The sequence below is a fragment of the Citrobacter sp. C348 genome (assembly GCF_047467975.1).
In the GTDB taxonomy this organism is placed as follows: Bacteria; Pseudomonadota; Gammaproteobacteria; order Enterobacterales; family Enterobacteriaceae; genus Citrobacter; species Citrobacter gillenii.
Genome location: NZ_JASJUJ010000012.1, coordinates 94,794 through 114,421, shown reverse-complemented (window position 1 = coordinate 114,421; position 19,628 = coordinate 94,794). Strand labels below are relative to the sequence as shown.

Annotated in this window: 18 protein-coding genes; 12 read left to right on the top strand and 6 right to left on the bottom strand. The window is 54.0% G+C overall.

Translation table 11 applies throughout. From position 1 onward, the window contains the following. The first annotated feature begins 131 nt into the window (after window positions 1–131). The gene (gene psiE / locus QNN86_RS20255) at window positions 132–542 is read left to right on the top strand and encodes a phosphate-starvation-inducible protein PsiE (protein ID WP_096758732.1); all 411 of its coding nucleotides are present in this window, start codon (window positions 132–134) and stop codon (window positions 540–542) included. 44 nt (window positions 543–586) lie between these two features. Here the strand turns inward: psiE and xylE are convergent, their stop codons facing one another. From xylE to malE, 4 genes are all read right to left on the bottom strand, one after another. Then, the gene (gene xylE / locus QNN86_RS20250; protein WP_181618071.1) at window positions 587–2,062 is read right to left on the bottom strand and encodes a D-xylose transporter XylE; all 1,476 of its coding nucleotides are present in this window, start codon (window positions 2,060–2,062) and stop codon (window positions 587–589) included. A 323-nt stretch (window positions 2,063–2,385) separates the two neighbouring features. Then, on the bottom strand, window positions 2,386–3,276 hold the full coding sequence (gene malG, locus QNN86_RS20245; RefSeq protein ID WP_043018069.1) for a maltose ABC transporter permease MalG: 891 nt from the start codon (window positions 3,274–3,276) through the stop codon (window positions 2,386–2,388). A 14-nt stretch (window positions 3,277–3,290) separates the two neighbouring features. Beyond that, the gene (malF, locus tag QNN86_RS20240) at window positions 3,291–4,835 is read right to left on the bottom strand and encodes a maltose ABC transporter permease MalF (RefSeq protein WP_414212284.1); all 1,545 of its coding nucleotides are present in this window, start codon (window positions 4,833–4,835) and stop codon (window positions 3,291–3,293) included. A 186-nt stretch (window positions 4,836–5,021) separates the two neighbouring features. After that, the gene (malE, locus tag QNN86_RS20235) at window positions 5,022–6,212 is read right to left on the bottom strand and encodes a maltose/maltodextrin ABC transporter substrate-binding protein MalE (RefSeq protein WP_096758727.1); all 1,191 of its coding nucleotides are present in this window, start codon (window positions 6,210–6,212) and stop codon (window positions 5,022–5,024) included. Window positions 6,213–6,583: 371 nt separating this feature from the next. Between malE and malK the strand changes: the two genes are divergently transcribed. The 5 genes from malK (at window position 6,584) to ubiA (ending at window position 11,758) form a co-directional block, all read left to right on the top strand. Beyond that, window positions 6,584–7,693, top strand: coding sequence for a maltose/maltodextrin ABC transporter ATP-binding protein MalK (gene malK / locus QNN86_RS20230; RefSeq protein WP_414212283.1), 1,110 nt, complete (start codon window positions 6,584–6,586; stop codon window positions 7,691–7,693). A 75-nt stretch (window positions 7,694–7,768) separates the two neighbouring features. Beyond that, window positions 7,769–9,130, top strand: coding sequence for a maltoporin (locus tag QNN86_RS20225; RefSeq protein WP_096758725.1), 1,362 nt, complete (start codon window positions 7,769–7,771; stop codon window positions 9,128–9,130). 113 nt (window positions 9,131–9,243) lie between these two features. After that, window positions 9,244–10,194, top strand: a complete 951-nt coding sequence (gene malM, locus QNN86_RS20220; protein ID WP_115259707.1) for a maltose operon protein MalM — start codon at window positions 9,244–9,246, stop codon at window positions 10,192–10,194. A 180-nt stretch (window positions 10,195–10,374) separates the two neighbouring features. Next, window positions 10,375–10,872, top strand: a complete 498-nt coding sequence (gene ubiC / locus QNN86_RS20215) for a chorismate lyase (protein WP_414212282.1) — start codon at window positions 10,375–10,377, stop codon at window positions 10,870–10,872. 13 nt (window positions 10,873–10,885) lie between these two features. Next, window positions 10,886–11,758, top strand: coding sequence for a 4-hydroxybenzoate octaprenyltransferase (ubiA, locus tag QNN86_RS20210; RefSeq protein WP_096758722.1), 873 nt, complete (start codon window positions 10,886–10,888; stop codon window positions 11,756–11,758). Window positions 11,759–11,810: 52 nt separating this feature from the next. Here ubiA and plsB read toward each other — a convergent pair whose 3' ends face one another. Next, window positions 11,811–14,231, bottom strand: a complete 2,421-nt coding sequence (gene plsB, locus QNN86_RS20205; RefSeq protein ID WP_181618068.1) for a glycerol-3-phosphate 1-O-acyltransferase PlsB — start codon at window positions 14,229–14,231, stop codon at window positions 11,811–11,813. Window positions 14,232–14,401: 170 nt separating this feature from the next. On the opposite strand from plsB, the gene QNN86_RS20200 reads away from it, so the two are divergent. The 4 genes from QNN86_RS20200 to QNN86_RS20185 all read left to right on the top strand — a co-directional run bounded on the left by QNN86_RS20200 (window position 14,402) and on the right by QNN86_RS20185 (window position 17,285). Continuing rightward, window positions 14,402–14,770 carry a diacylglycerol kinase gene (locus tag QNN86_RS20200; RefSeq protein WP_045438520.1) on the top strand — a complete coding sequence of 123 codons (369 nt, stop codon included), beginning with the start codon at window positions 14,402–14,404 and terminating at the stop codon, window positions 14,768–14,770. A gap of 109 nt (window positions 14,771–14,879) precedes the next feature. Continuing rightward, window positions 14,880–15,488 (top strand): transcriptional repressor LexA, encoded by a 609-nt coding sequence (gene lexA / locus QNN86_RS20195; protein WP_096758720.1) that lies wholly within the window; start codon window positions 14,880–14,882, stop codon window positions 15,486–15,488. Window positions 15,489–15,619: 131 nt separating this feature from the next. Then, entirely contained in the window at window positions 15,620–16,939 is a 1,320-nt protein-coding gene (dinF, locus tag QNN86_RS20190; protein WP_414212281.1) for an MATE family efflux transporter DinF, read from the top strand. A gap of 136 nt (window positions 16,940–17,075) precedes the next feature. Next, on the top strand, window positions 17,076–17,285 hold the full coding sequence (locus tag QNN86_RS20185) for a CsbD family protein (RefSeq protein WP_096758718.1): 210 nt from the start codon (window positions 17,076–17,078) through the stop codon (window positions 17,283–17,285). A gap of 44 nt (window positions 17,286–17,329) precedes the next feature. On the opposite strand, the gene zur is transcribed toward QNN86_RS20185, so the two are convergent. After that, window positions 17,330–17,848: a zinc uptake transcriptional repressor Zur gene (zur, locus tag QNN86_RS20180; protein ID WP_096758717.1), complete on the bottom strand. Its 519-nt coding sequence runs from the start codon at window positions 17,846–17,848 to the stop codon at window positions 17,330–17,332. A gap of 117 nt (window positions 17,849–17,965) precedes the next feature. Between zur and QNN86_RS20175 the strand changes: the two genes are divergently transcribed. Beyond that, a complete protein-coding gene (locus QNN86_RS20175) occupies window positions 17,966–18,454 on the top strand; it encodes a cupin domain-containing protein (RefSeq protein ID WP_414212280.1) in 489 nt (162 codons plus the stop codon). 91 nt (window positions 18,455–18,545) lie between these two features. Further along, the gene (gene dusA / locus QNN86_RS20170) at window positions 18,546–19,544 is read left to right on the top strand and encodes a tRNA dihydrouridine(20/20a) synthase DusA (RefSeq protein ID WP_096758715.1); all 999 of its coding nucleotides are present in this window, start codon (window positions 18,546–18,548) and stop codon (window positions 19,542–19,544) included. The last annotated feature ends 84 nt before the right edge of the window (window positions 19,545–19,628 follow it).

The window sequence follows — 19,628 nt, the reverse complement described above, 5'->3', positions numbered from 1 at the left end:
GGTAGGCCGGATAAGGCAAAGCCGCCATCCGGCAAGAACCGTTGTGTGAACAAAACATAAACAAAAAATGTAGATCTCCGTCACATTTTTGCGTTATACAGGAACTTCGCCATTGAGCAAAAGGGGCTGCTATGACGCCGATATCTCGTCCGCGCGTGGAGTTTATCTCCACGATGTTACAGACTGTGTTGAATCTTGGGCTACTGAGTCTGGGGCTGATTCTGGTGGTATTCCTCGGCAAAGAGACGCTGCATCTGGCGGATGTGCTGTTCGCGCCGGAACAAACCAGCAAATACGAGCTGGTGGAAGGGCTGGTGGTTTACTTCCTCTACTTTGAATTTATCGCGCTGATTGTGAAGTACTTTCAGTCAGGTTTTCACTTTCCGCTGCGCTACTTTGTTTATATCGGGATCACGGCGATTGTGCGATTGATCATCGTCGATCATAAAGCACCGATGGATGTGCTGATCTATTCCGCGGCGATCCTGCTGCTGGTGATCACGCTGTGGCTGTGTAATTCCAAACGGTTGAAGCGTGAGTAAAAAATAACACGCCGCATTGCGCTGCGGCGTGTTATTCACGTTGATTACTGCGCAGACGCGGGCTGCGTTTTCTCTGCAGCGGGTTCCCACAGCTCTTCGAGTTCTTCCAGCGTTTTGCCTTTGGTTTCCGGCACGAACTTCCACATAAACAGCGCTGCCAGAATGCCCATGCAACCGTAAATCCAGTAGGAGAAACCGTTGTGGAAATGGGCAACCAGCCACGAATTTTTGTCCATCATCGGGAAGGTCCAGGAGACAAAGTAGTTCGCCAGCCACTGAGCGGCTACCGCAATGGCGAGCGCTTTGCCGCGAATGGCGTTCGGGAAGATTTCTGCCAGCAGTACCCAGCACACCGGGCCCCAGGACATGGCGAATGCCGCAACATAAAACAGCATCGACAGCAGCGCCACCAGACCAGAAGCCTGGGTATAAAACGCAGTACCGAGGCTGAACATGCCGATGGCCATACCCAGCGCGCCAATAATTTGCAGCGGTTTACGGCCAAATTTATCCACCGTCATGATTGCCAGCACGGTGAAGCTCAGGTTGATCACGCCCACGATGATGGTCTGCAACAGCGCGACGTCGGTGCTGGCGCCCAGGGTTTTAAAAACTTCCGGCGCGTAGTACAGCACAACGTTGATGCCGACGAACTGCTGGAAGATGGATAGCATCACGCCGATGACGATGACCGCAGTGCCAAACATCAGCAGACGCCCGCCCGTTTTGCGACCGTGATCCAGTGACTGATTGATCTCCTGCATCGCCTGGGTAGCAAGATTGCTGCCCATAATTTTGCGCAGAATACCTTCTGCCTGCTCGTGTCTGCCGCGCGCCATCAGCCAGCGTGGGCTTTCCGGTACGGTATACAACAGGATTAAAAACAGCAGGGCGGGAATACTTTCAGAAGCAAACATATAACGCCAGCCATCGGTATTCAGCCAGCTGGCGTCGCCGGAACGGGCAATGAAATAGTTCACGCAGTACACCAGTAGTTGGCCGAAAATAATCGCGAACTGGTTAAAGGAAACCAGTTTTCCACGAATATGTGCCGGGGCCAGTTCAGCAATATACATCGGTGAGAGCATGGAGGCTAACCCGACGCCGATACCACCAATAATACGATAAATAACAAATTCGGGGACGTATCCGGCTAAATAAACAGGAACAGCGTTATCCGGATTAATGGCGGTAAAACCTAATTCCGGCCATGCGGAACCGATGCCGGAAATAAAGAACAGGATCGCGGCGATTTTGAGCGAATCGCGACGACCAAAGCGGTTACTGCAATAGCCCCCCAGCGCACCACCAATGATACAGCCAATCAACGCGCTGGCGACACAGAAGCCTAGCAGTGAGTTTGCGGCGGATTCGCTCAGATGTTGTGGGGCGACAAAAACCGTATTTAAGGACTCGACGGTACCGGAGATGACAGCGGTGTCGTAGCCGAATAACAGCCCTCCTAATGTGGCAACTAATGTAATCGAAAAAATATAACTGGAATTATATTGGGTATTCATTCAGACCTGCCTTAGAAGATACAGCTCTTTTTATCAGTGTTGTGATGGTGGATTTAACAGGCAGGTATGACAATTATCATTTTTTACATTGCAATTACGTTTTGTCTTTTCTGTGATCTTCACTCTGTTTAATTAATGTCCGCTCAGGCGAGAAATAAAATTGCAGTGATGGCGAGCACGAAAGAAAATAATCGTAACCGCAATGCAAAATTACATAAAAAAAGGGCGCTCCGTAGAGCGCCGAAAAACAGTCACAGGTTGGGATAACATAAGTTGAGGGTTGCAGTGGCATGCCCGTTGCCGGGCGGGTACATCGATGAAACTTAGCCTTTCACACCGCCTGCCGTCAGGCCGTTAACCAGCCAGCGCTGGGCCAGCAGGAACACCAGGGTGATCGGAATAGCAGAAAGCACGGCTGCAGCGGCAAAGTCGCCCCACAAATAGTTCTGTGGATTGAGATACTGCTGCATACCGACTGCCAGGGTATAGCTGTTCACATCACGCAACAACAGTGAGGCGACCGGGACTTCGGTAATTGCGGCGATGAACGACAGAATGAACACCACCGCCAGAATCGGCACCGACAACGGCAACAGCACCAGGCGGAATGCCTGCCACGGCGTTGCGCCATCCAGCGCAGCCGCTTCTTCCAGTGAACCGTCGATGGTTTCGAAATACCCCTTGATTGTCCAGACGTGCAGCGCAATGCCGCCAAGGTAGGCGAAGATCACGCCACCGTGGGTGTTCAGACCGATAAACGGAATGTACTGGCCCAGACGGTCAAACAAGGCATATAACGCCACCAGCGACAGTACCGCCGGGAACATCTGGAAAATCAGCATGCCTTTCAGCAACGTGGCTTTACCTGGGAAGCGCATGCGGGCGAAGGCGTAAGCACAGGTGGTGGAGAGGGTCACGATACCGATCGCGGTAATGGTGGCCACTTTCACCGAGTTCCACAGCCACAGCAGCACCGGGAACGGAGGCGGCGTCACGCGGCCATCCGCGTGTTCCACGCTAAAGCCCAGCGCCAGTTTCCAGTGCTCCCAGGAGATATTTTCCGGGATCAGACTGCCGGTGGCGAAGTTACCTTCGCGCAGCGAGATGGCAATGACCATCAGCAGCGGGAACATAATTGCCGCGATAAAAATCAGCAGACCTAAGTGCGTTGCGAATAAACGTAACTTTTGTGATTTCGGTTGGACCATAGCCATTGTCGTTATCTCCCTTAATCAAACTTCATACGTGTGGCTTTCAGGTTCACAATGGCCAGCGCACCGACCAGCAGGAAGATCAGGGTGGCTATCGCCGCCGCCAGACCGAAGTCCTGACCGCCGCCGCCTTCAAAGGCGATACGGTAGGTGTAGCTGACGAGCAGGTCGGTATAACCGGCTGGCGTGGTGGTACCGAGTCGGTCCGGACCACCGTTGGTCAACAGCTGAATCAGCACGAAGTTGTTAAAGTTAAAGGCGAAGCTGGCGATCATCAGCGGCGTCAGCGGCTTGATCAGCAACGGCAGCGTAATCTTAAAGAAGTTCTGGAATGGGCCAGCGCCATCCATTGCCGAGGCTTCATACAGATCGTCGGGAATCGCCTTCAGCAGCCCCATGCACAGGATCATCATGTACGGATAGCCCAGCCAGGTGTTGACGATGATAATCATCGAACGCGCGGTGGTTGGGTCGCTGAACCAGGCCGGCTTGATGCCGAACAGCGCGCTCAACATCATGTTGATTTCACCGAAGCTCTGGTTAAATAACCCCTTGAAAATCAGTATCGAGATAAACGATGGCACGGCGTAAGGCAGAATCAGCAGCACGCGATAAATCGCTTTGCCTTTCAGCGATTCCCATTGCACCAGACAGGCCAGAATCATACCGACGGCAACGGTCAGGATGACGGTGAGCACCGAGAAGACAACGGTCCAGATAAAGATCGCGAAGAACGGTTTCTGAATGCCTTCATCGGTAAAGACACGGGTGAAGTTATCCCAGCCGATGGCGACGGTATAGCCTGGGCTGAGTTTCTCTGTACCCCAGTTACCGTCCGCCGCGAGTGACTGATAGTAACCAATATCGTTATTGGCACGGTATTTTACGCCGCTCTGATTGTTGGTGAGCGTGCCGTCATCAGCAAGCGTATACAGCGGCTGCGTACCGGAGAACTGGCGCAGCGAGCTCATAATCACCTTGCTATCATCCGGCAGCACGGCGGTCAGTTGGGTCAGCGCTTGGCGGTTTTGCGTGATGATACGCAGCGTGGCGCGTTCACCTGCTGGCAGCGCTTCGGCTTCTTTCAATTGTAGTTTCTGCTCGCCGCCAAATTTAAAGGCGTCGGAGACATAATTTTTACCTGTTTCACCGTCGGTGAGGGCAAGTTGCCACTCCGTACCCGCCGGATACAGGCCAAAGTTGTAGGTTTTACCCGCCTGATAAGAACGGTCCATCAGGACTTCCTGGGCGCGCTCAAAGGTCAGTTGGTTGGTACTGCTGTAGTTGGTAAAGGCAATTGCAATGGTGCAAATGAGTGGGAACAGAACAAATAACCCCATACCAGCCACGCCAGGATAGACATAGCGCCAGGCATAGGCTTTACGGTTGGCGAAAATATACAGGCCAGCAGAGCTTAAAATAAGCGTCATGATGGCAAACAGGTACTCCCCCTGAGCGTACATCAAAACAACAAGGTAGCCCACCAGCAGACCCAGCAGACCCATCACTGACCATTTCAGCGTGTCGCTTTGCCACCAGTATTTCTTTTTAATGACATCCATGGGGATCTTCCTCTTTACGCTTTATCCTTCGCACTACCTCTTTGTTGGCTGCGGAAGCGCACCCCAGTCACTTACTTATGTAAGCTCCTGGGGATTTGCCTCCTTGCCGCCTCGATGTAGCGCGAATGATTTCGCGTAACAACGTATTCAATAAACCTGATTCCCTAAGAAATAAGGGAAACCGTATTACTTGGTGATACGACCTTGTGCATCTTTCAGCGCAGCATCGACGGTTTGACGACCGCTGGCGGCGTTGATCACTGCGGTACGAACGGCATACCAGAATGCAGACATCTGCGGGATGTTCGGCATGATTTCGCCTTTCTCGGCGTTACCCATGGTGGCCGCGATACGTGGATCTTTCGCTAACTCTTCCTGGAAGGATTTCAGCGCGACGGCACCCAGCGGTTTGTCCTTGTTCACTTCATCCAGACCCTGATCGGTCAGCAGGTAGTTTTCGAGGAACTCTTTCGCCAGTTCTTTGTTCGGGCTGGCGGCGTTAATACCGGCGCTCAGTACGCCGACAAACGGTTTAGACGCTTTGCCTTTGAAGGTTGGCAGCAGCGTTACGCCGTAATTCACCTTGCTCTTATCGATGTTCGACCAGGCCCACGGACCGTTGATGGTCATCGCGGTATCGCCTTTGTTAAAGGCCGCTTCAGCGATGGAGTAGTCGGTATCCGCGTTCATGTGTTTGTTCTTAATCAGATCGACCAGGAAGGTCAGACCCGCTTTCGCGCCAGCGTTATCCACGCCCACGTCTTTGACGTCGTATTTGCCGTTTTCAAACTTGAACGCGTATCCGCCGTCGGCAGCAATCAGCGGCCAGGTGAAGTACGGTTCTTGCAGGTTGAACATCAGGGCAGATTTGCCTTTCGCCTTCAGCTCTTTATCCAGCGCAGGAATTTCTTCCCAGGTTTTCGGTGGGTTTGGCACGAGGTCTTTGTTGTAAATCAGCGACAGTGCTTCAACGGCGATCGGGTAGGCGATCAGCTTACCGTTGTAACGTACGGCATCCCAGGTGAACGGGAACAGTTTGTCCTGGAAAGCTTTGTCTGGCGTAACTTCAGCCAGCAGGCCAGATTGCGCGTAGCCGCCAAAACGGTCATGCGCCCAGAAGATGATGTCCGGGCCGTCACCAGTTGCAGCAACCTGCGGGAATTTTTCTTCCAGCTTATCCGGATGTTCAATGGTGACTTTGATGCCAGTGTCTTTCTCGAATTTTTTACCCACTTCAGCGAGGCCGTTATAGCCTTTGTCGCCGTTGATCCAGATAACCAGTTTGCCCTCTTCAATCTTGGCGAGAGCCGAGGCGGAAAACATCATCGTCGTCAATGCAGACAATGCGAGGATGCGTGCGCCAGTTTTGATTTTCATATTCCCCATCCTTTTTGGTGATGTGCGCTTGGATACACAGAGGTGGCTTAACGGTATCTAGTTTCTTTATACGACAACCTCTTTCCATCCTCCTTACCCCTACGCCCCACCCCTTCTTTATGTGATCTGTGTTACAGAAATGTGAGTAATGCGTGCTGGCGCACATAAAAACCCACTGATTTTTGCGGACAACATCACGAAATTCCCTGGCGGCGTACGGCCCGGGTCTCAGACGCGACTCTCTCATCCTCCCGCCTCCTCCCCCATAAAAAAGCTGGGGGGTGGAGGATTCACGCGCCTAATGGATAACGCATAGTCAGCCCATGATGAATGTTGCTGTCGATGACAGGTTGTAACGAAGGGAGAAGGGCATGGCGAGCGTACAGCTGCGAAATGTAACGAAAGCCTGGGGTGACGTGGTGGTATCGAAAGATATCAATCTCGACATTCACGAAGGAGAGTTCGTGGTATTTGTCGGACCGTCAGGCTGCGGTAAGTCGACCTTGCTGCGTATGATCGCCGGGCTGGAAACCATCACCAGCGGCGACCTGTTTATCGGGGACACCCGAATGAACGACATCCCGCCCGCCGAACGCGGCGTGGGTATGGTCTTCCAGTCCTACGCGCTGTATCCCCATTTATCCGTCGCCGAGAACATGTCTTTCGGTCTCAAACTGGCCGGTGCCAAAAAAGACGTCATGAACCAGCGTGTGAATCAGGTCGCTGAAGTCCTGCAGCTGGCACACCTGCTCGAGCGTAAGCCAAAAGCGCTCTCTGGCGGTCAGCGTCAACGCGTGGCGATTGGCCGTACGCTGGTGGCCGAACCGCGCGTGTTCCTGCTTGATGAACCGCTTTCTAACCTGGATGCGGCACTGCGTGTGCAGATGCGTATCGAAATCTCCCGCCTGCATAAACGTCTGGGCCGCACGATGATTTACGTCACCCACGATCAGGTCGAAGCGATGACGCTGGCCGACAAAATCGTGGTGCTGGATGCGGGGCGCGTCGCGCAGGTCGGCAAGCCGCTGGAGCTGTATCACTACCCGGCTGACCGCTTTGTGGCGGGCTTTATTGGTTCACCGAAGATGAACTTCCTGCCGGTGAAAGTCACCGCGATCGCTATCGATCAGGTGCAGGTTGAATTACCTAACCGCCAGCAAATCTGGCTCCCGGTAGAAAGCCGCGCCGTGCAGGTTGGCGCCAACATGTCCTTAGGTATTCGCCCGGAACATCTGCTGCCCAGCGATATCGCTGACGTCACCCTCGAAGGTGAAGTTCAGGTGGTCGAGCAGTTGGGCCACGAAACGCAAATTCATATCCAGATCCCCGCCATCCGTCAAAACCTGGTGTACCGCCAGAATGACGTGGTGTTGGTAGAAGAGGGTGCCACATTCGCTATCGGCCTGCCGCCAGAGCGTTGCCATCTGTTCCGTGAAGATGGCACTGCATGTCGTCGGTTGCATCAAGAGCCGGGCGTTTAAGGTGTCCCATTAAAAAAAAGCGCAAATCCGTCAAGGTGAAGCGTTCAAAGAAAAGCAATGATCTCAGGAGATAGAATGATGATTACTCTGCGCAAACTCCCTCTGGCGGTTGCTGTAGCAGCAGGCATTATGTCTGTTCAGGCAATGGCCGTGGATTTCCATGGTTATGCTCGTTCCGGTATCGGCTGGACGGGTAGTGGCGGCGAACAACAGTGTTTCCAGGCAACCGGTGCACAAAGTAAATACCGTCTCGGTAACGAATGTGAAACCTATGCGGAAATTAAACTGGGTCAGGAAGTGTGGAAAGAGGGCGATAAGAGCTTCTACTTCGACACTAACGTCGCCTACTCCGTCGCACAGCAGAATGACTGGGAAGGAACTGACCCGGCATTCCGTGAAGCAAACGTGCAGGGTAAAAACCTGATCGAATGGCTGCCAGGCTCCACTATCTGGGCCGGTAAGCGCTTCTATCAGCGTCATGATGTGCACATGATCGACTTCTACTACTGGGATATTTCAGGTCCTGGTGCCGGTATTGAAAACATCGATCTGGGCTTCGGTAAACTGGCGCTGGCAGCGACCCGTTCTCAGGAAGCGGGCGGCTCTTACGCGTTCAGCAGCCAGAATATTTATGATCGTACCAAAGACACCGCCAACGACGTGTTCGATGTGCGTTTAGCGCAAATGGCGATTAACCCGGACGGTATGCTGGAACTGGGTGTGGACTACGGTCGTGCTAACACCACCGATGACTACAGACTGGCAGATGGCGCATCAAAAGATGGCTGGATGTTCACCGCTGAACATACCCAGAGCATGCTGAAAGGCTATAACAAGTTTGTTGTTCAGTACGCGACAGACTCTATGACCACGCAGGGTAAAGGCCTGAACCAGGGCTCTTACGGTTCTTCTACTACCACAATTGAAGATCCAGTGACCGGCGTTAAGACCAACTTCGCCAATAACGTGGTGAATAACAACGGTAGCCTGTTCCGCGTGCTGGACCACGGTGCTATCTCGCTGGGCGACAAATGGGACCTGATGTACGTCGGTATGTACCAGAACCTCGACATGGATAACGACCTGGGTACCGAATGGTACACCGTGGGTATCCGTCCGATGTACAAATGGACGCCGATCATGAGCACCCTGCTGGAAGTGGGCTATGACAACGTGAAATCGCAGCAGACCAGCGATCGCAACAGCCAGTACAAAGTCACCCTGGCCCAACAATGGCAGGCTGGCGACAGCATCTGGTCTCGTCCGGCAATCCGCGTCTTCGCAACCTATGCCAAATGGGATGAAGAGTGGGGCTACGTGAAAAATGGTAACGATGTTACCAAATTCGCGGCAGCAACCAACTCTGGTCTCAGCACCACCAGCCGTGGCGACAGCGATGAGTGGTCCTTCGGTGCCCAGATGGAAATCTGGTGGTAATCCAGCATTAATCTGACGTAAAGACCGAAAGAGGGGCGTAAGCCCCTCTTACTTAAGGTTTAGCGCGCTATTGCCTGGCCACCGCTGAACCCATGCTATCTGAGGTGATAACAATGAAAATGAAGAAAAGTCTCGTTGCCCTTTGTTTATCTGCAGGGTTATTTGCCAGTGCGCCCGGCATCAGCCTGGCCGATGTGAATTTTGTGCCGCAGAACACCACCGGCGCACCCGCGATTCCCACTGCTGCACTACAACAATTAGCCTGGACGCCCGTTGATCAATCCAAGGTGCAGTCCACACAGCTTGCGACCGCCGGTCAGCGTCTGGACGTGGCGGGGATTTCCGGTCCGGTTGCCGCCTATAGTGTACCTGCCAATATTGGCGAGCTGACCCTGACGCTCTCCAGTGAAGTGAACAAACAAACCAGCGTATTTGCGCCAAACGTCCTGATTCTTGATCAGAACATGACACCATCTGCCTTCTTCCCCAGCAGCTATTTCACCTATCAGGAGCCCGGCGTGATGAGCGCGGATCGCCTGGAAGGGGTCATGCGCCTGACGCCAGCGTTGGGCCAGCAGAAGCTCTATGTTCTGGTCTTCACCACCGAGAAAGATCTCCAGCAGACCACGACCCTGCTTGACCCGGCAAAAGCCTATGCCAAGGGCGTGGGTAACGCCGTGCCGGATATTCCGGATCCGATCGCCCGTCATACCACTGATGGCCTGCTGAAACTAAAAGTCAAAACCAGCTCCTCCTCCAGTGTGCTGGTCGGGCCGTTGTTTGGCTCATCCGGTCCGGGACCGGTGACGGTGGGTAACACTGCCGCCCCGGCAGCGGCCTATGCGGCTCCGGCTGCGGTGGCAGCTGCCCCGGTCGCCGCACCAGCCCCACAGAAAAGCGAGCCGATGCTGAACGACACGGAAAGCTATTTTAACCAGGCGATTAAGGATGCTGTGGCGAAAGGCGATGTCGATAAAGCACTGAAGCTGCTTGATGAGGCTGAACGTCTGGGATCCAAATCTGCCCGTTCCACCTTTATCAGCAGTGTAAAAGGCAAGGGGTAACCGTCTCCCCACATTGCTGATTTTGCAACAACTGGTGCGTCTCCTGGCGCACCTTTTTTTATCCTTCCATGCTACTTGTTACGCTTGTGTTGCTCCGCCGATCACTTAATCATGTTTGCTCACCCCGTAATGCCTTTTCTGCGATACAATGCCTGAACGTGATAAATCGGAGAGTAAGGCATGCCACACCCTGCGTTAACGCAACTGCGTGCGCTGCGTTATTTTGATGCGATCCCGACGCTGGACCCCCAACTGCTTGACTGGTTGTTACTGGAAGACTCCATGACCCAACGTTTTGAGCAGCAGGGAAAGCAGGTCAGCGTAACGTTGATACGAGAAGGATTTGTTGGGCAAAATGAGGTGGCCGAAGAACTGACGCTACTGCCGACAGAATCCCGCTATTGGTTACGTGAAATCCTGCTCTGCGCGGATGGTGAACCCTGGCTTGCCGGGCGCACCGTGGTGCCGGAATCGACATTGTGTGGCCCTGAACTGGCCTTGCAAAATCTGGGGAAAACCCCGCTCGGGCGCTACCTGTTTACGTCATCGACATTGACCCGAGATTTTATTGAGATTGGCCGCGATGCAGCGCTGTGGGGGCGTCGTTCCCGCCTGCGGCTGAGCGGTAAGCCACTGATGCTTACCGAGCTTTTTTTACCTGCATCGCCGTTGTACTGAGAGGAAGATAAAGATGGAGTGGAGTCTGACGCAGAATAAGCTGCTGGCGTTTCACCGCTTGATGCGTACGGATAAGCCAATCGGCGCCTTACTGCTGCTCTGGCCAACGCTGTGGGCGTTGTGGGTGGCGACCCCAGGGGTTCCGCAATTGTGGATCCTGGCGGTGTTTGTGGCTGGCGTCTGGTTAATGCGCGCCGCCGGATGCGTGGTGAATGATTATGCTGACCGCAAATTTGACGGTCATGTGAAACGCACCGCGAACCGACCGCTGCCAAGCGGCGCGGTGACGGAGAAAGAAGCCCGCACGTTGTTTGTTGTGCTGGTGCTGCTCGCTTTCCTGCTGGTCCTGACGCTCAACACGATGACCATTTTGTTGTCGATTGCCGCGTTGGCGCTGGCGTGGGTTTACCCCTTCATGAAGCGCTATACGCACCTGCCGCAGGTGGTGCTGGGCGCGGCGTTTGGCTGGTCTATCCCAATGGCGTTTGCCGCCGTGAGCGAGTCGGTGCCGCTCAGCTGCTGGTTGATGTTTCTGGCCAATATTCTCTGGGCAGTGGCCTATGACACCCAATATGCGATGGTCGACCGGGATGATGACCTGAAGATTGGCATTAAATCGACCGCTATCCTGTTTGGTCAGAATGATAAGTTGATTATTGGTCTTCTGCAGGTTGGCGTACTGGTGCTGATGGCGCTGGTGGGCTGGCTGAACGGACTGGCGCTGGGCTATTACTGGTCTTTGCTGGTGGCTGGGGCGCTGTTTGTGTATCAGCAGAAGCTGATCGTTAACCGCGAGCGGGATGCCTGCTTTAAAGCGTTTATGAATAACAACTACGTGGGCCTGGTGCTGTTCTTAGGGCTGGCGATGAGTTACTGGCATCTTTGAGTTTGGTCTGCGATAAAATAAAAACCGGTCATGTCGACCGGTTTTTTTATGCTTACTCGCCCTGTGTGGCGCTCTCGATGGTCAGACGGACATCCGACGTCACCAGTTCGGCCAGCATCTGGTAAATCTTCATCGTCTCTTCCGGCTCAGCATCACCGGTGTCGCTAATGAATCCCTCGTCACGCAGGGTCAGTACCAGGGAACTGAACACCGCTTTATCGAAGAATTCCGGCGCATTGATGCCGTGCAATACGGAAAGACGCTGAGCGACAGTGCGGCTCTCTTTCTCCAGCGTACCGCGGTTGATTGACGGGTTCGCACTCAGCAGCCAGAAGGTGATGGCGTAGCGCTGCAGAGTCTCGCGCGCACCTGCGGCCAGCAGTTGTAACGTACGGGCGCGCGCCGGGTTGATTTGCAGCTCGTCGTTTTGCAACGTAATCAGACCCTGACGCTGCATTTCTCCAGCCAGTTCGTCAATCACCCCAGCAAGCTCATCGCGCTCCCAGCGCAGGAACAGCTCGGCTTTCAGCATCGGATACAGCGCGTCAATATGCTGTTGCAATGCGGCACGTGAAATCCGGCGATGCTGGGTGACAATCGCTGCCATCAGTGACGGCAGCACCAGCATATGCGCAATATTGTTGCGATAGTAAGTCATCAATACCGCCTGCTCGCGCGGCAGAATGATGATGTCACCGATGGTATCTTTCTCGACCTCAAACTTGTTCATCTGCAGGGCGTGATCGATAAGCTCACCGGCACTCTGCGCAGGAACCGTTGCATCTGATGCATACGGTACGTTACGCAGCAGGCTGAGGTAGCAATCAAGCTGCTCAGTTAACTGCTCGCGGGTCAGGGAACGCTGGCGGGATGCCAGTAGCGCGGTACAGCACAGGTTCATGGCGTTGGCCGCACCGGCGTTGTTAATGCGCACCATCAGATCGGCGGCAATGTTATTGACCGTCGGCGTCAGCCAGGCAGGGCGAATCGACTCGATAGGATCGATAGACTCACGCCACTCCGGCACGTGCTGGTTGAGGTAGGTCATCAATGGCATCGGTTCGCCAAAGTTGACGTAGCCCTGACCCAGATTACGCAGTTTGCTTAAGCCACGCAGCATCTGCGGCAGGCTCTCTTTCTCTTTTGTCGCGCCACGCAGTTCTTTCGCGTAGGTGCCGACTTCCATCACGTGCTCGTAGCCAATGTAAATCGGCACCAGGGTGATAGGACGCGTACCGCCGCGCAGCATCGCCTGGATGGTCATCGACAGCGTGCCGGTTTTCGGGTCCAGCAAACGGCCGGTACGTGAGCGCCCGCCTTCGACAAAGTACTCAACCGAATAACCGCGGCTGAACAACTCGCCGAGGTATTCACGGAAGACGGTGGAATAGAGCTTATTGCCCTTGAAGGTACGACGAATAAAGAACGCACCCAGGCGGCGGAAAATCGGGCCAGCCGGCCAGAAGTTCAGGTTGATCCCGGCCGCAATGTGCGGAGGAACCAGCCCCTGGTGATACAGAACGTACGACAGCAGCATGTAATCCATATGGCTGCGGTGGCAGGGGACATAGACAATTTCATGCCCGTCGTGCGCCAGTTGGCGTACACGCTCTGCATTGTGAACGTTAATCCCCTGATACAGTCGGTTCCAGGTGAATCCCAGAATACGGTCCGTCAGGCGGATCATCTCGTAGGAGAAGTTGGCGGCGATCTCTTCCATCAGCGCAATGGCATTTTGCTGCGCTTTTTCGTGGGAGATTTTTTTACTGCGGGCTTCATCTTCTACCGCACGGGCGATTGCTTTTGAGGCCAGCAGCTTATTAAACAGATCCTGGCGGGCAGGGAGGCGCGGGCCAACAGCAGCTAAACGCTGACGGGCAAAGTGCATACGCGCCACGCGCGCCAGTTTCTGGGCGATGATTTTATCCGTACCGTGTTCGTCTGCCATGCGGCGCAGAGAGACCGACGGCGAGAAACGGACAAAACTGTCGCGACCGAGCCAGGAAACGGCGAAGAATTTCTGTACGCCGTTCAGCATGCGCAGCGGCGGGTTGACTTCACCTTTTTCGCGGCCAGGTGCGCGGCCAAACATCACCGAAACCGGCACCATCTGCACATCCAGGTCAGGATTGCTGCGATGCAGATCGAGATAGTTATGGAACAGCTTGATGGACTCTTCTTTTGGTGTGTAATAGGTGAACACACGCGGGCCGCCGTGAATAAACACGTAGCGCGGCAGTAAAGTCCCGTCTATCTCAAGCGGTTCCAGGGGATCGGGGAGGTCGTGCACCAGACATTGGGCACGCAGCGTCAGCAAGTCTGCTTTTGAGTTGTACGGTAGGACGTACATAATGGGACGAGAGGTATCGAGTCCCAACTCCGGGGCAGGTTCTGCCGGAATAGACTTGCTTTTTACCAGGACGCTTAATGGTAAATTCAGTAATTTGTAGTAAATTCGTGGCCAGCCGGACATAAACGATGTAAAGCCTCTGGTTAATAATGCAAATGCGCTGCAAGGATATCAGAAAGTTTAGTGAATTTCTGGTGTATCCCGTGATACTTTGCGCTGCTTTGCCACACCCTGAAACAAACGGGGTAACGTTACAATGACATTGACGCTAATAATGTAAAAAGGTTCTTTTGATGGCCAATAATACCACTGGATTCACCCGAATTATCAAAGCTGCTGGCTACTCGTGGAAAGGTTTTCGCGCCGCATGGATAAATGAAGCGGCATTTCGTCAGGAAAGCGTTGCTGTGCTGCTGGGCGTCGCCATCGCCTGCTGGCTGGACGTCGACGCCATTACCCGTGTGTTGTTGATTGGTTCAGTAATGCTGGTGATGATCGTTGAAATTTTAAACAGCGCTATTGAAGCAGTGGTCGACCGTATTGGATCGGAGTATCACGAACTTTCCGGTCGGGCGAAAGATATGGGGTCGGCAGCGGTTCTGCTGTCTATTTTTGTCGCCCTGATCACCTGGGGCATCCTATTGTGGTCCCATTTTCGATAAGGATTCCACAACTTCATAAATCTCCTGTTTTTTGTGCAGTTTGCGGTTCCAAAATCGCCTTTAGCTGTATATACTCACAGCATAACTGTATATACACCCAGGGGGCGGAATGAAAGCGTTAACGGCCAGGCAGCAAGAGGTGTTTGATCTCATTCGGGATCACATCAGCCAGACAGGTATGCCACCGACGCGTGCGGAGATCGCGCAGCGTTTGGGATTCCGTTCCCCAAACGCGGCTGAAGAACACCTTAAAGCGCTGGCGCGTAAAGGGGTGCTCGAAATCGTCTCTGGCGCATCGCGTGGTATTCGTCTGTTGCATGAAGAAGAGGTAGGATTACCGCTTGTAGGCCGCGTTGCTGCAGGTGAGCCGCTGCTGGCGCAACAGCACATCGAAGGCCACTATCAGGTTGATCCATCCCTGTTCAAACCTAATGCTGATTTCCTGCTGCGCGTCAGCGGTATGTCAATGAAAGATATTGGTATTATGGATGGTGATCTGCTGGCAGTGCATAAGACACAGGACGTGCGTAACGGCCAGGTGGTTGTTGCCCGCATTGATGATGAAGTGACGGTTAAACGCCTGAAAAAACAGGGGAATAAGGTCGAGCTTCTGCCAGAAAACAGCGAGTTCAAACCGATCGTTGTCGACCTGCGTGAGCAGAACTTCACCATTGAAGGACTGGCCGTCGGCGTTATCCGTAACGGTGAATGGCTGTAACGGTCTGTTGATTTCCTGTAGGCCGGATAAGACGTTTACGTCGTCATCCGGCAACGTGCCCGGTGGCACTCTGTTTACCGGGCCTATACGACTTTTTCCAGTCTATCTAACGTCTTCTCAGGCTCTCTTGTATGCCTTTTTTTACCTCCTCTGATAAAGCGCTCTGGCACCTTGCCCTGCCAATGATTTTCTCCAATATCACCGTTCCCCTGCTGGGACTGGTGGACACAGCTGTGATTGGTCATCTGGATAGCCCGGTCTATCTGGGGGGCGTCGCCGTGGGTGCGACGGCAACCAGTTTTCTCTTTATGCTGCTGCTCTTTTTACGCATGAGTACCACCGGGCTGACGGCTCAGGCGTTTGGCGCAAAAAATCCGCAGGCGCTGGCCCGTGCCCTGGTACAGCCGCTGATCCTGGCTTTGGGGGCGGGGGCGGCAATTGCGCTATTTCGTACGCCGATTATCGATCTGGCGCTACACATCGTGGGGGGGAGCGAAGCGGTACTGGAACAGGCCCGGCGCTTCCTTGAAATCCGCTGGCTCAGTGCGCCTGCCTCGCTGGCGAATCTGGTACTGCTCGGCTGGCTGCTGGGCGTTCAGTACGCGCGAGCGCCGGTGATCCTGTTGATTGTCGGCAATATCCTCAACATTGTGCTCGATATATGGCTGGTGATGGGCCTGCATATGAACGTGCAGGGTGCCGCACTGGCGACGGTGATTGCCGAATATGCCACGCTGCTGATTGGCCTGCTGATGGTGCACAGGGTTCTCCACCTGCGTGGCGTTTCGCTCATGATGCTGAAACAGGCATGGCGCGGAAACTTCCGCCGTTTGATGGCGCTTAACCGTGACATCATGCTGCGTTCGCTGTTGCTGCAGCTCTGTTTTGGCGCGATTACGGTGCTGGGGGCGCGTCTCGGGGGCGATATTATTGCGGTCAACGCCGTTCTGATGACCCTGTTGACCTTCACTGCCTATGCGCTGGACGGATTTGCCTATGCCGTGGAAGCGCACTCTGGTCAGGCTTATGGTGCGCGGGATGGCAGCCAACTGTTGGATGTCTGGCGCGCGGCGTGTCGACAGTCGGGCATTGTGGCAATCCTCTTTTCGCTGGTTTATGCCCTGTTCGGTGAACACATTATTGCCTCGTTGACCTCACTGCCGCAGATTCAGCACCTGGCCGATCGTTACCTTATCTGGCAGGTGGTGTTACCCCTGGTGGGCGTCTGGTGTTACCTGTTGGACGGCATGTTTATTGGCGCAACGCGTGCTGCGGAAATGCGTAACAGCATGGCCGTTGCCGCTGCGGGGTTTGGGTTAACCTTGTTCACGTTACCGCTGCTAGGCAACCACGGTTTGTGGCTGGCACTCGCTGTTTTTCTGGCGCTGCGCGGACTCTCGCTGGCTTTTATCTGGCGGCGTCACTGGCGAAATGGCACCTGGTTTTGCTGACTCGTATGGTTAAAAATTCCGAATAATAAATAGAACTCAGAATCACTGACTACACTTATTCTCACGTCCAGCAAAAACATAGCGTGTCTGGACGCAGCACTCTCGCTATTCACAACCTAACGATGAGGATTTGATGATGAATAAAGACGAAGTCGGTGGTAACTGGAAGCAGTTGAAAGGTAAAGTGAAAGAGCAATGGGGCAAACTGACCGATGATGATATGACGGTCATTGAAGGTAAACGTGACCAACTGGTGGGTAAAGTCCAGGAACGTTACGGTTATGCGAAAGATCAGGCGGAGAAAGAAGTGAAGGATTGGGAAACCCGCAACGACTACCGTTGGTAATTATCCCCTCCCGCCTGAATGTACAAGGATGTACGTTCTCCCGCTTAGCGCCCGACCTTCTTTTTTACCTGAATGGTATGATCATGCTGGCAGTCGCCAGGATGACGGCAGGCTTCAACTTCCACACAGACCTGACACAGGCCATGTGCCTCAATCACGTTATGACGCAGGGCAAAGCCCATTTTGGCCGCCAGCGTATGCATGATGTCTTCCACGCCTTCCGCACACTCCTCTTTCACCACGCCGCAGCGGTCACAAATGAACATCGCGGAGCTGTGGGTGGGCTGATCGAACAGATGGCAAAGCACGTAGCTGTTGGTGGATTCTACCTTGTGGACAAAACCTTGTTCGAGCAGAAAATCGAGCGCACGATAGACGGTCGGCGGCTTAGCCTGTGGTTCCGTTTCCCGCAACAGATCCAGCAGGTCATAGGCGCTGATTGCCCCTTCCTGGAGGCTCATCAGGCGCAGCACTTCGAGGCGTTGCGGCGTGAGCCGCACGTTACGTTGCGCACAGAGTTTCTCAGCGTGAGCCAGCAACTCCTGCGTAGGGGTTCTTTCCATTTTAGCGCCTCGATTTGCGTGGAAGGTTAATCCCTTACTTTATCATGTTCTGCATAAAACGCCGAGATCCGCCGCGGTGTGCTATACCTGACGCATCGCAATACTGGAAAATATAAGATGAAAAGACCGGATTGTATTCGCCACTGGCGTGAGGTGGAGGGGGCTGACGACTCCACCTATCCCGGCAGCGATGAGCTGTTTTCTATCGGCGCGCCGCTTGCTCGCAAGCTGGGCCTGGGTCGCCTCGGCATTCACCATGAACGCCTGCCGCCGGGCCGTCGCACCTCGTACCCTCATGCCGAAAGTGATGAAGAAGAGTTTATCTACGTGCTGGAAGGCTATCCGGAGGCCTGGATTAACGGTTATTTATGGAAACTGGAACCGGGCGACAGCGTCGGATTTCCGGCGGGAACCGGCGTGTGCCACACCTTTATCAATAACACCAGTGAAGAGGTGCGACTGCTGGTGGTCGGTGAGGCGAATAAAAAATTCAACCGTATCTATTACCCACTGAACCTGGTGTATGCGGCCACGCGCGAGGATCGCTGGGTTGACCATCCGCCGCAGTTTTTTGGTTCCCACGACGGAAAGCCCGGCGCGAAATAGCATGTGGGGATCCGCGACGATGTGGCTCCCTATCGTCGCGGTCTATGCTATAGTGGCGCCCCATTTTTAACCGGATGCTTAATTATTCGCCATGCTGCCTGAATCTCAGTCCACCGCTTTTCCTGCACATCGTTTTTCTATCGCGCCGATGCTCGACTGGACGGACAGACACTGCCGCTACTTTTTGCGCTTACTGTCCAGCCAGACGCTGCTCTATACGGAGATGGTGACCACTGGGGCAATCATTCATGGTAAAGGCGACTATCTGGCGTATAGCGACGAAGAGCATCCAATAGCCTTACAGCTTGGCGGTAGCGACCCGGCCGCGTTGGCACAGTGTGCGAAGCTGGCGGAAGCACGGGGCTATGACGAGATAAACCTCAACGTGGGCTGTCCCTCTGATCGCGTACAAAACGGGATGTTTGGCGCCTGCCTGATGGGCAATGCGCAGCTGGTTGCCGACTGCATCAAGGCGATGCGTGATGTGGTGTCGATTCCGGTCACGGTCAAAACCCGTATTGGCATTGATGACCAGGACAGCTACGAATTTCTGTGTGATTTCATCAACACGGTCTCCGGCAAAGGAGAATGTGAGATGTTTATCATTCATGCGCGCAAGGCCTGGTTGTCCGGGCTGAGCCCGAAAGAAAACCGAGAAATCCCACCGCTGGATTACGCCCGCGTGTACCAGCTGAAGCGTGATTTCCCGCAGCTGACCATGTCGATCAACGGCGGCATTAAGTCGCTGGAAGAAGCGAAAGCGCACCTTGAACATATGGACGGTGTGATGGTGGGACGTGAAGCCTATCAAAACCCCGGTATTCTGGCATCCGTGGATCGCGAAATTTTCGGTTCAACGGGTGCTGACGTGGACCCTGTTGCCGTGGTGCGCGCCATGTACCCGTATATTGAACGGGAACTGAGCCAGGGAACGTATCTGGGACATATTACCCGCCATATGCTGGGGCTGTTCCAGGGCATTCCGGGCGCGCGTCAGTGGCGTCGTTACCTGAGCGAAAATGCGCACAAAGCCGGTGCGGATATCAACGTGCTGGAACATGCGTTGAAGCTGGTAGCAGACAAACGTTAATTGTTCACCAAAAGTTAGTCAATTTCACCACGCCCTGCGCCCTGTCGCGGGGCGTTTTCTTTATAAATCAATCAATTAATTTTG

Excerpts from the sequence above, each read along its gene's own strand:
- xylE (WP_181618071.1), bottom strand. The coding sequence starts at position 2,062 with ATGAATACCCAATATAATTCCAGTTATATTTTTTCGATTACATTAGTT.
- QNN86_RS20185 (WP_096758718.1), top strand. The coding sequence starts at position 17,076 with ATGAATAAAGACGAAGTCGGTGGTAACTGGAAGCAGTTGAAAGGTAAA.
- malG (WP_043018069.1), bottom strand. The coding sequence starts at position 3,276 with ATGGCTATGGTCCAACCGAAATCACAAAAGTTACGTTTATTCGCAACG.
- dusA (WP_096758715.1), top strand. The coding sequence starts at position 18,546 with ATGCTGCCTGAATCTCAGTCCACCGCTTTTCCTGCACATCGTTTTTCT.
- zur (WP_096758717.1), bottom strand. The coding sequence starts at position 17,848 with ATGGAAAGAACCCCTACGCAGGAGTTGCTGGCTCACGCTGAGAAACTC.
- lexA (WP_096758720.1), top strand. The coding sequence starts at position 14,880 with ATGAAAGCGTTAACGGCCAGGCAGCAAGAGGTGTTTGATCTCATTCGG.
- ubiC (WP_414212282.1), top strand. The coding sequence starts at position 10,375 with ATGCCACACCCTGCGTTAACGCAACTGCGTGCGCTGCGTTATTTTGAT.
- malF (WP_414212284.1), bottom strand. The coding sequence starts at position 4,835 with ATGGATGTCATTAAAAAGAAATACTGGTGGCAAAGCGACACGCTGAAA.
- ubiA (WP_096758722.1), top strand. The coding sequence starts at position 10,886 with ATGGAGTGGAGTCTGACGCAGAATAAGCTGCTGGCGTTTCACCGCTTG.
- malK (WP_414212283.1), top strand. The coding sequence starts at position 6,584 with ATGGCGAGCGTACAGCTGCGAAATGTAACGAAAGCCTGGGGTGACGTG.
- psiE (WP_096758732.1), top strand. The coding sequence starts at position 132 with ATGACGCCGATATCTCGTCCGCGCGTGGAGTTTATCTCCACGATGTTA.
- plsB (WP_181618068.1), bottom strand. The coding sequence starts at position 14,231 with ATGTCCGGCTGGCCACGAATTTACTACAAATTACTGAATTTACCATTA.
- QNN86_RS20175 (WP_414212280.1), top strand. The coding sequence starts at position 17,966 with ATGAAAAGACCGGATTGTATTCGCCACTGGCGTGAGGTGGAGGGGGCT.
- dinF (WP_414212281.1), top strand. The coding sequence starts at position 15,620 with ATGCCTTTTTTTACCTCCTCTGATAAAGCGCTCTGGCACCTTGCCCTG.
- malM (WP_115259707.1), top strand. The coding sequence starts at position 9,244 with ATGAAAATGAAGAAAAGTCTCGTTGCCCTTTGTTTATCTGCAGGGTTA.
- QNN86_RS20200 (WP_045438520.1), top strand. The coding sequence starts at position 14,402 with ATGGCCAATAATACCACTGGATTCACCCGAATTATCAAAGCTGCTGGC.
- QNN86_RS20225 (WP_096758725.1), top strand. The coding sequence starts at position 7,769 with ATGATGATTACTCTGCGCAAACTCCCTCTGGCGGTTGCTGTAGCAGCA.
- malE (WP_096758727.1), bottom strand. The coding sequence starts at position 6,212 with ATGAAAATCAAAACTGGCGCACGCATCCTCGCATTGTCTGCATTGACG.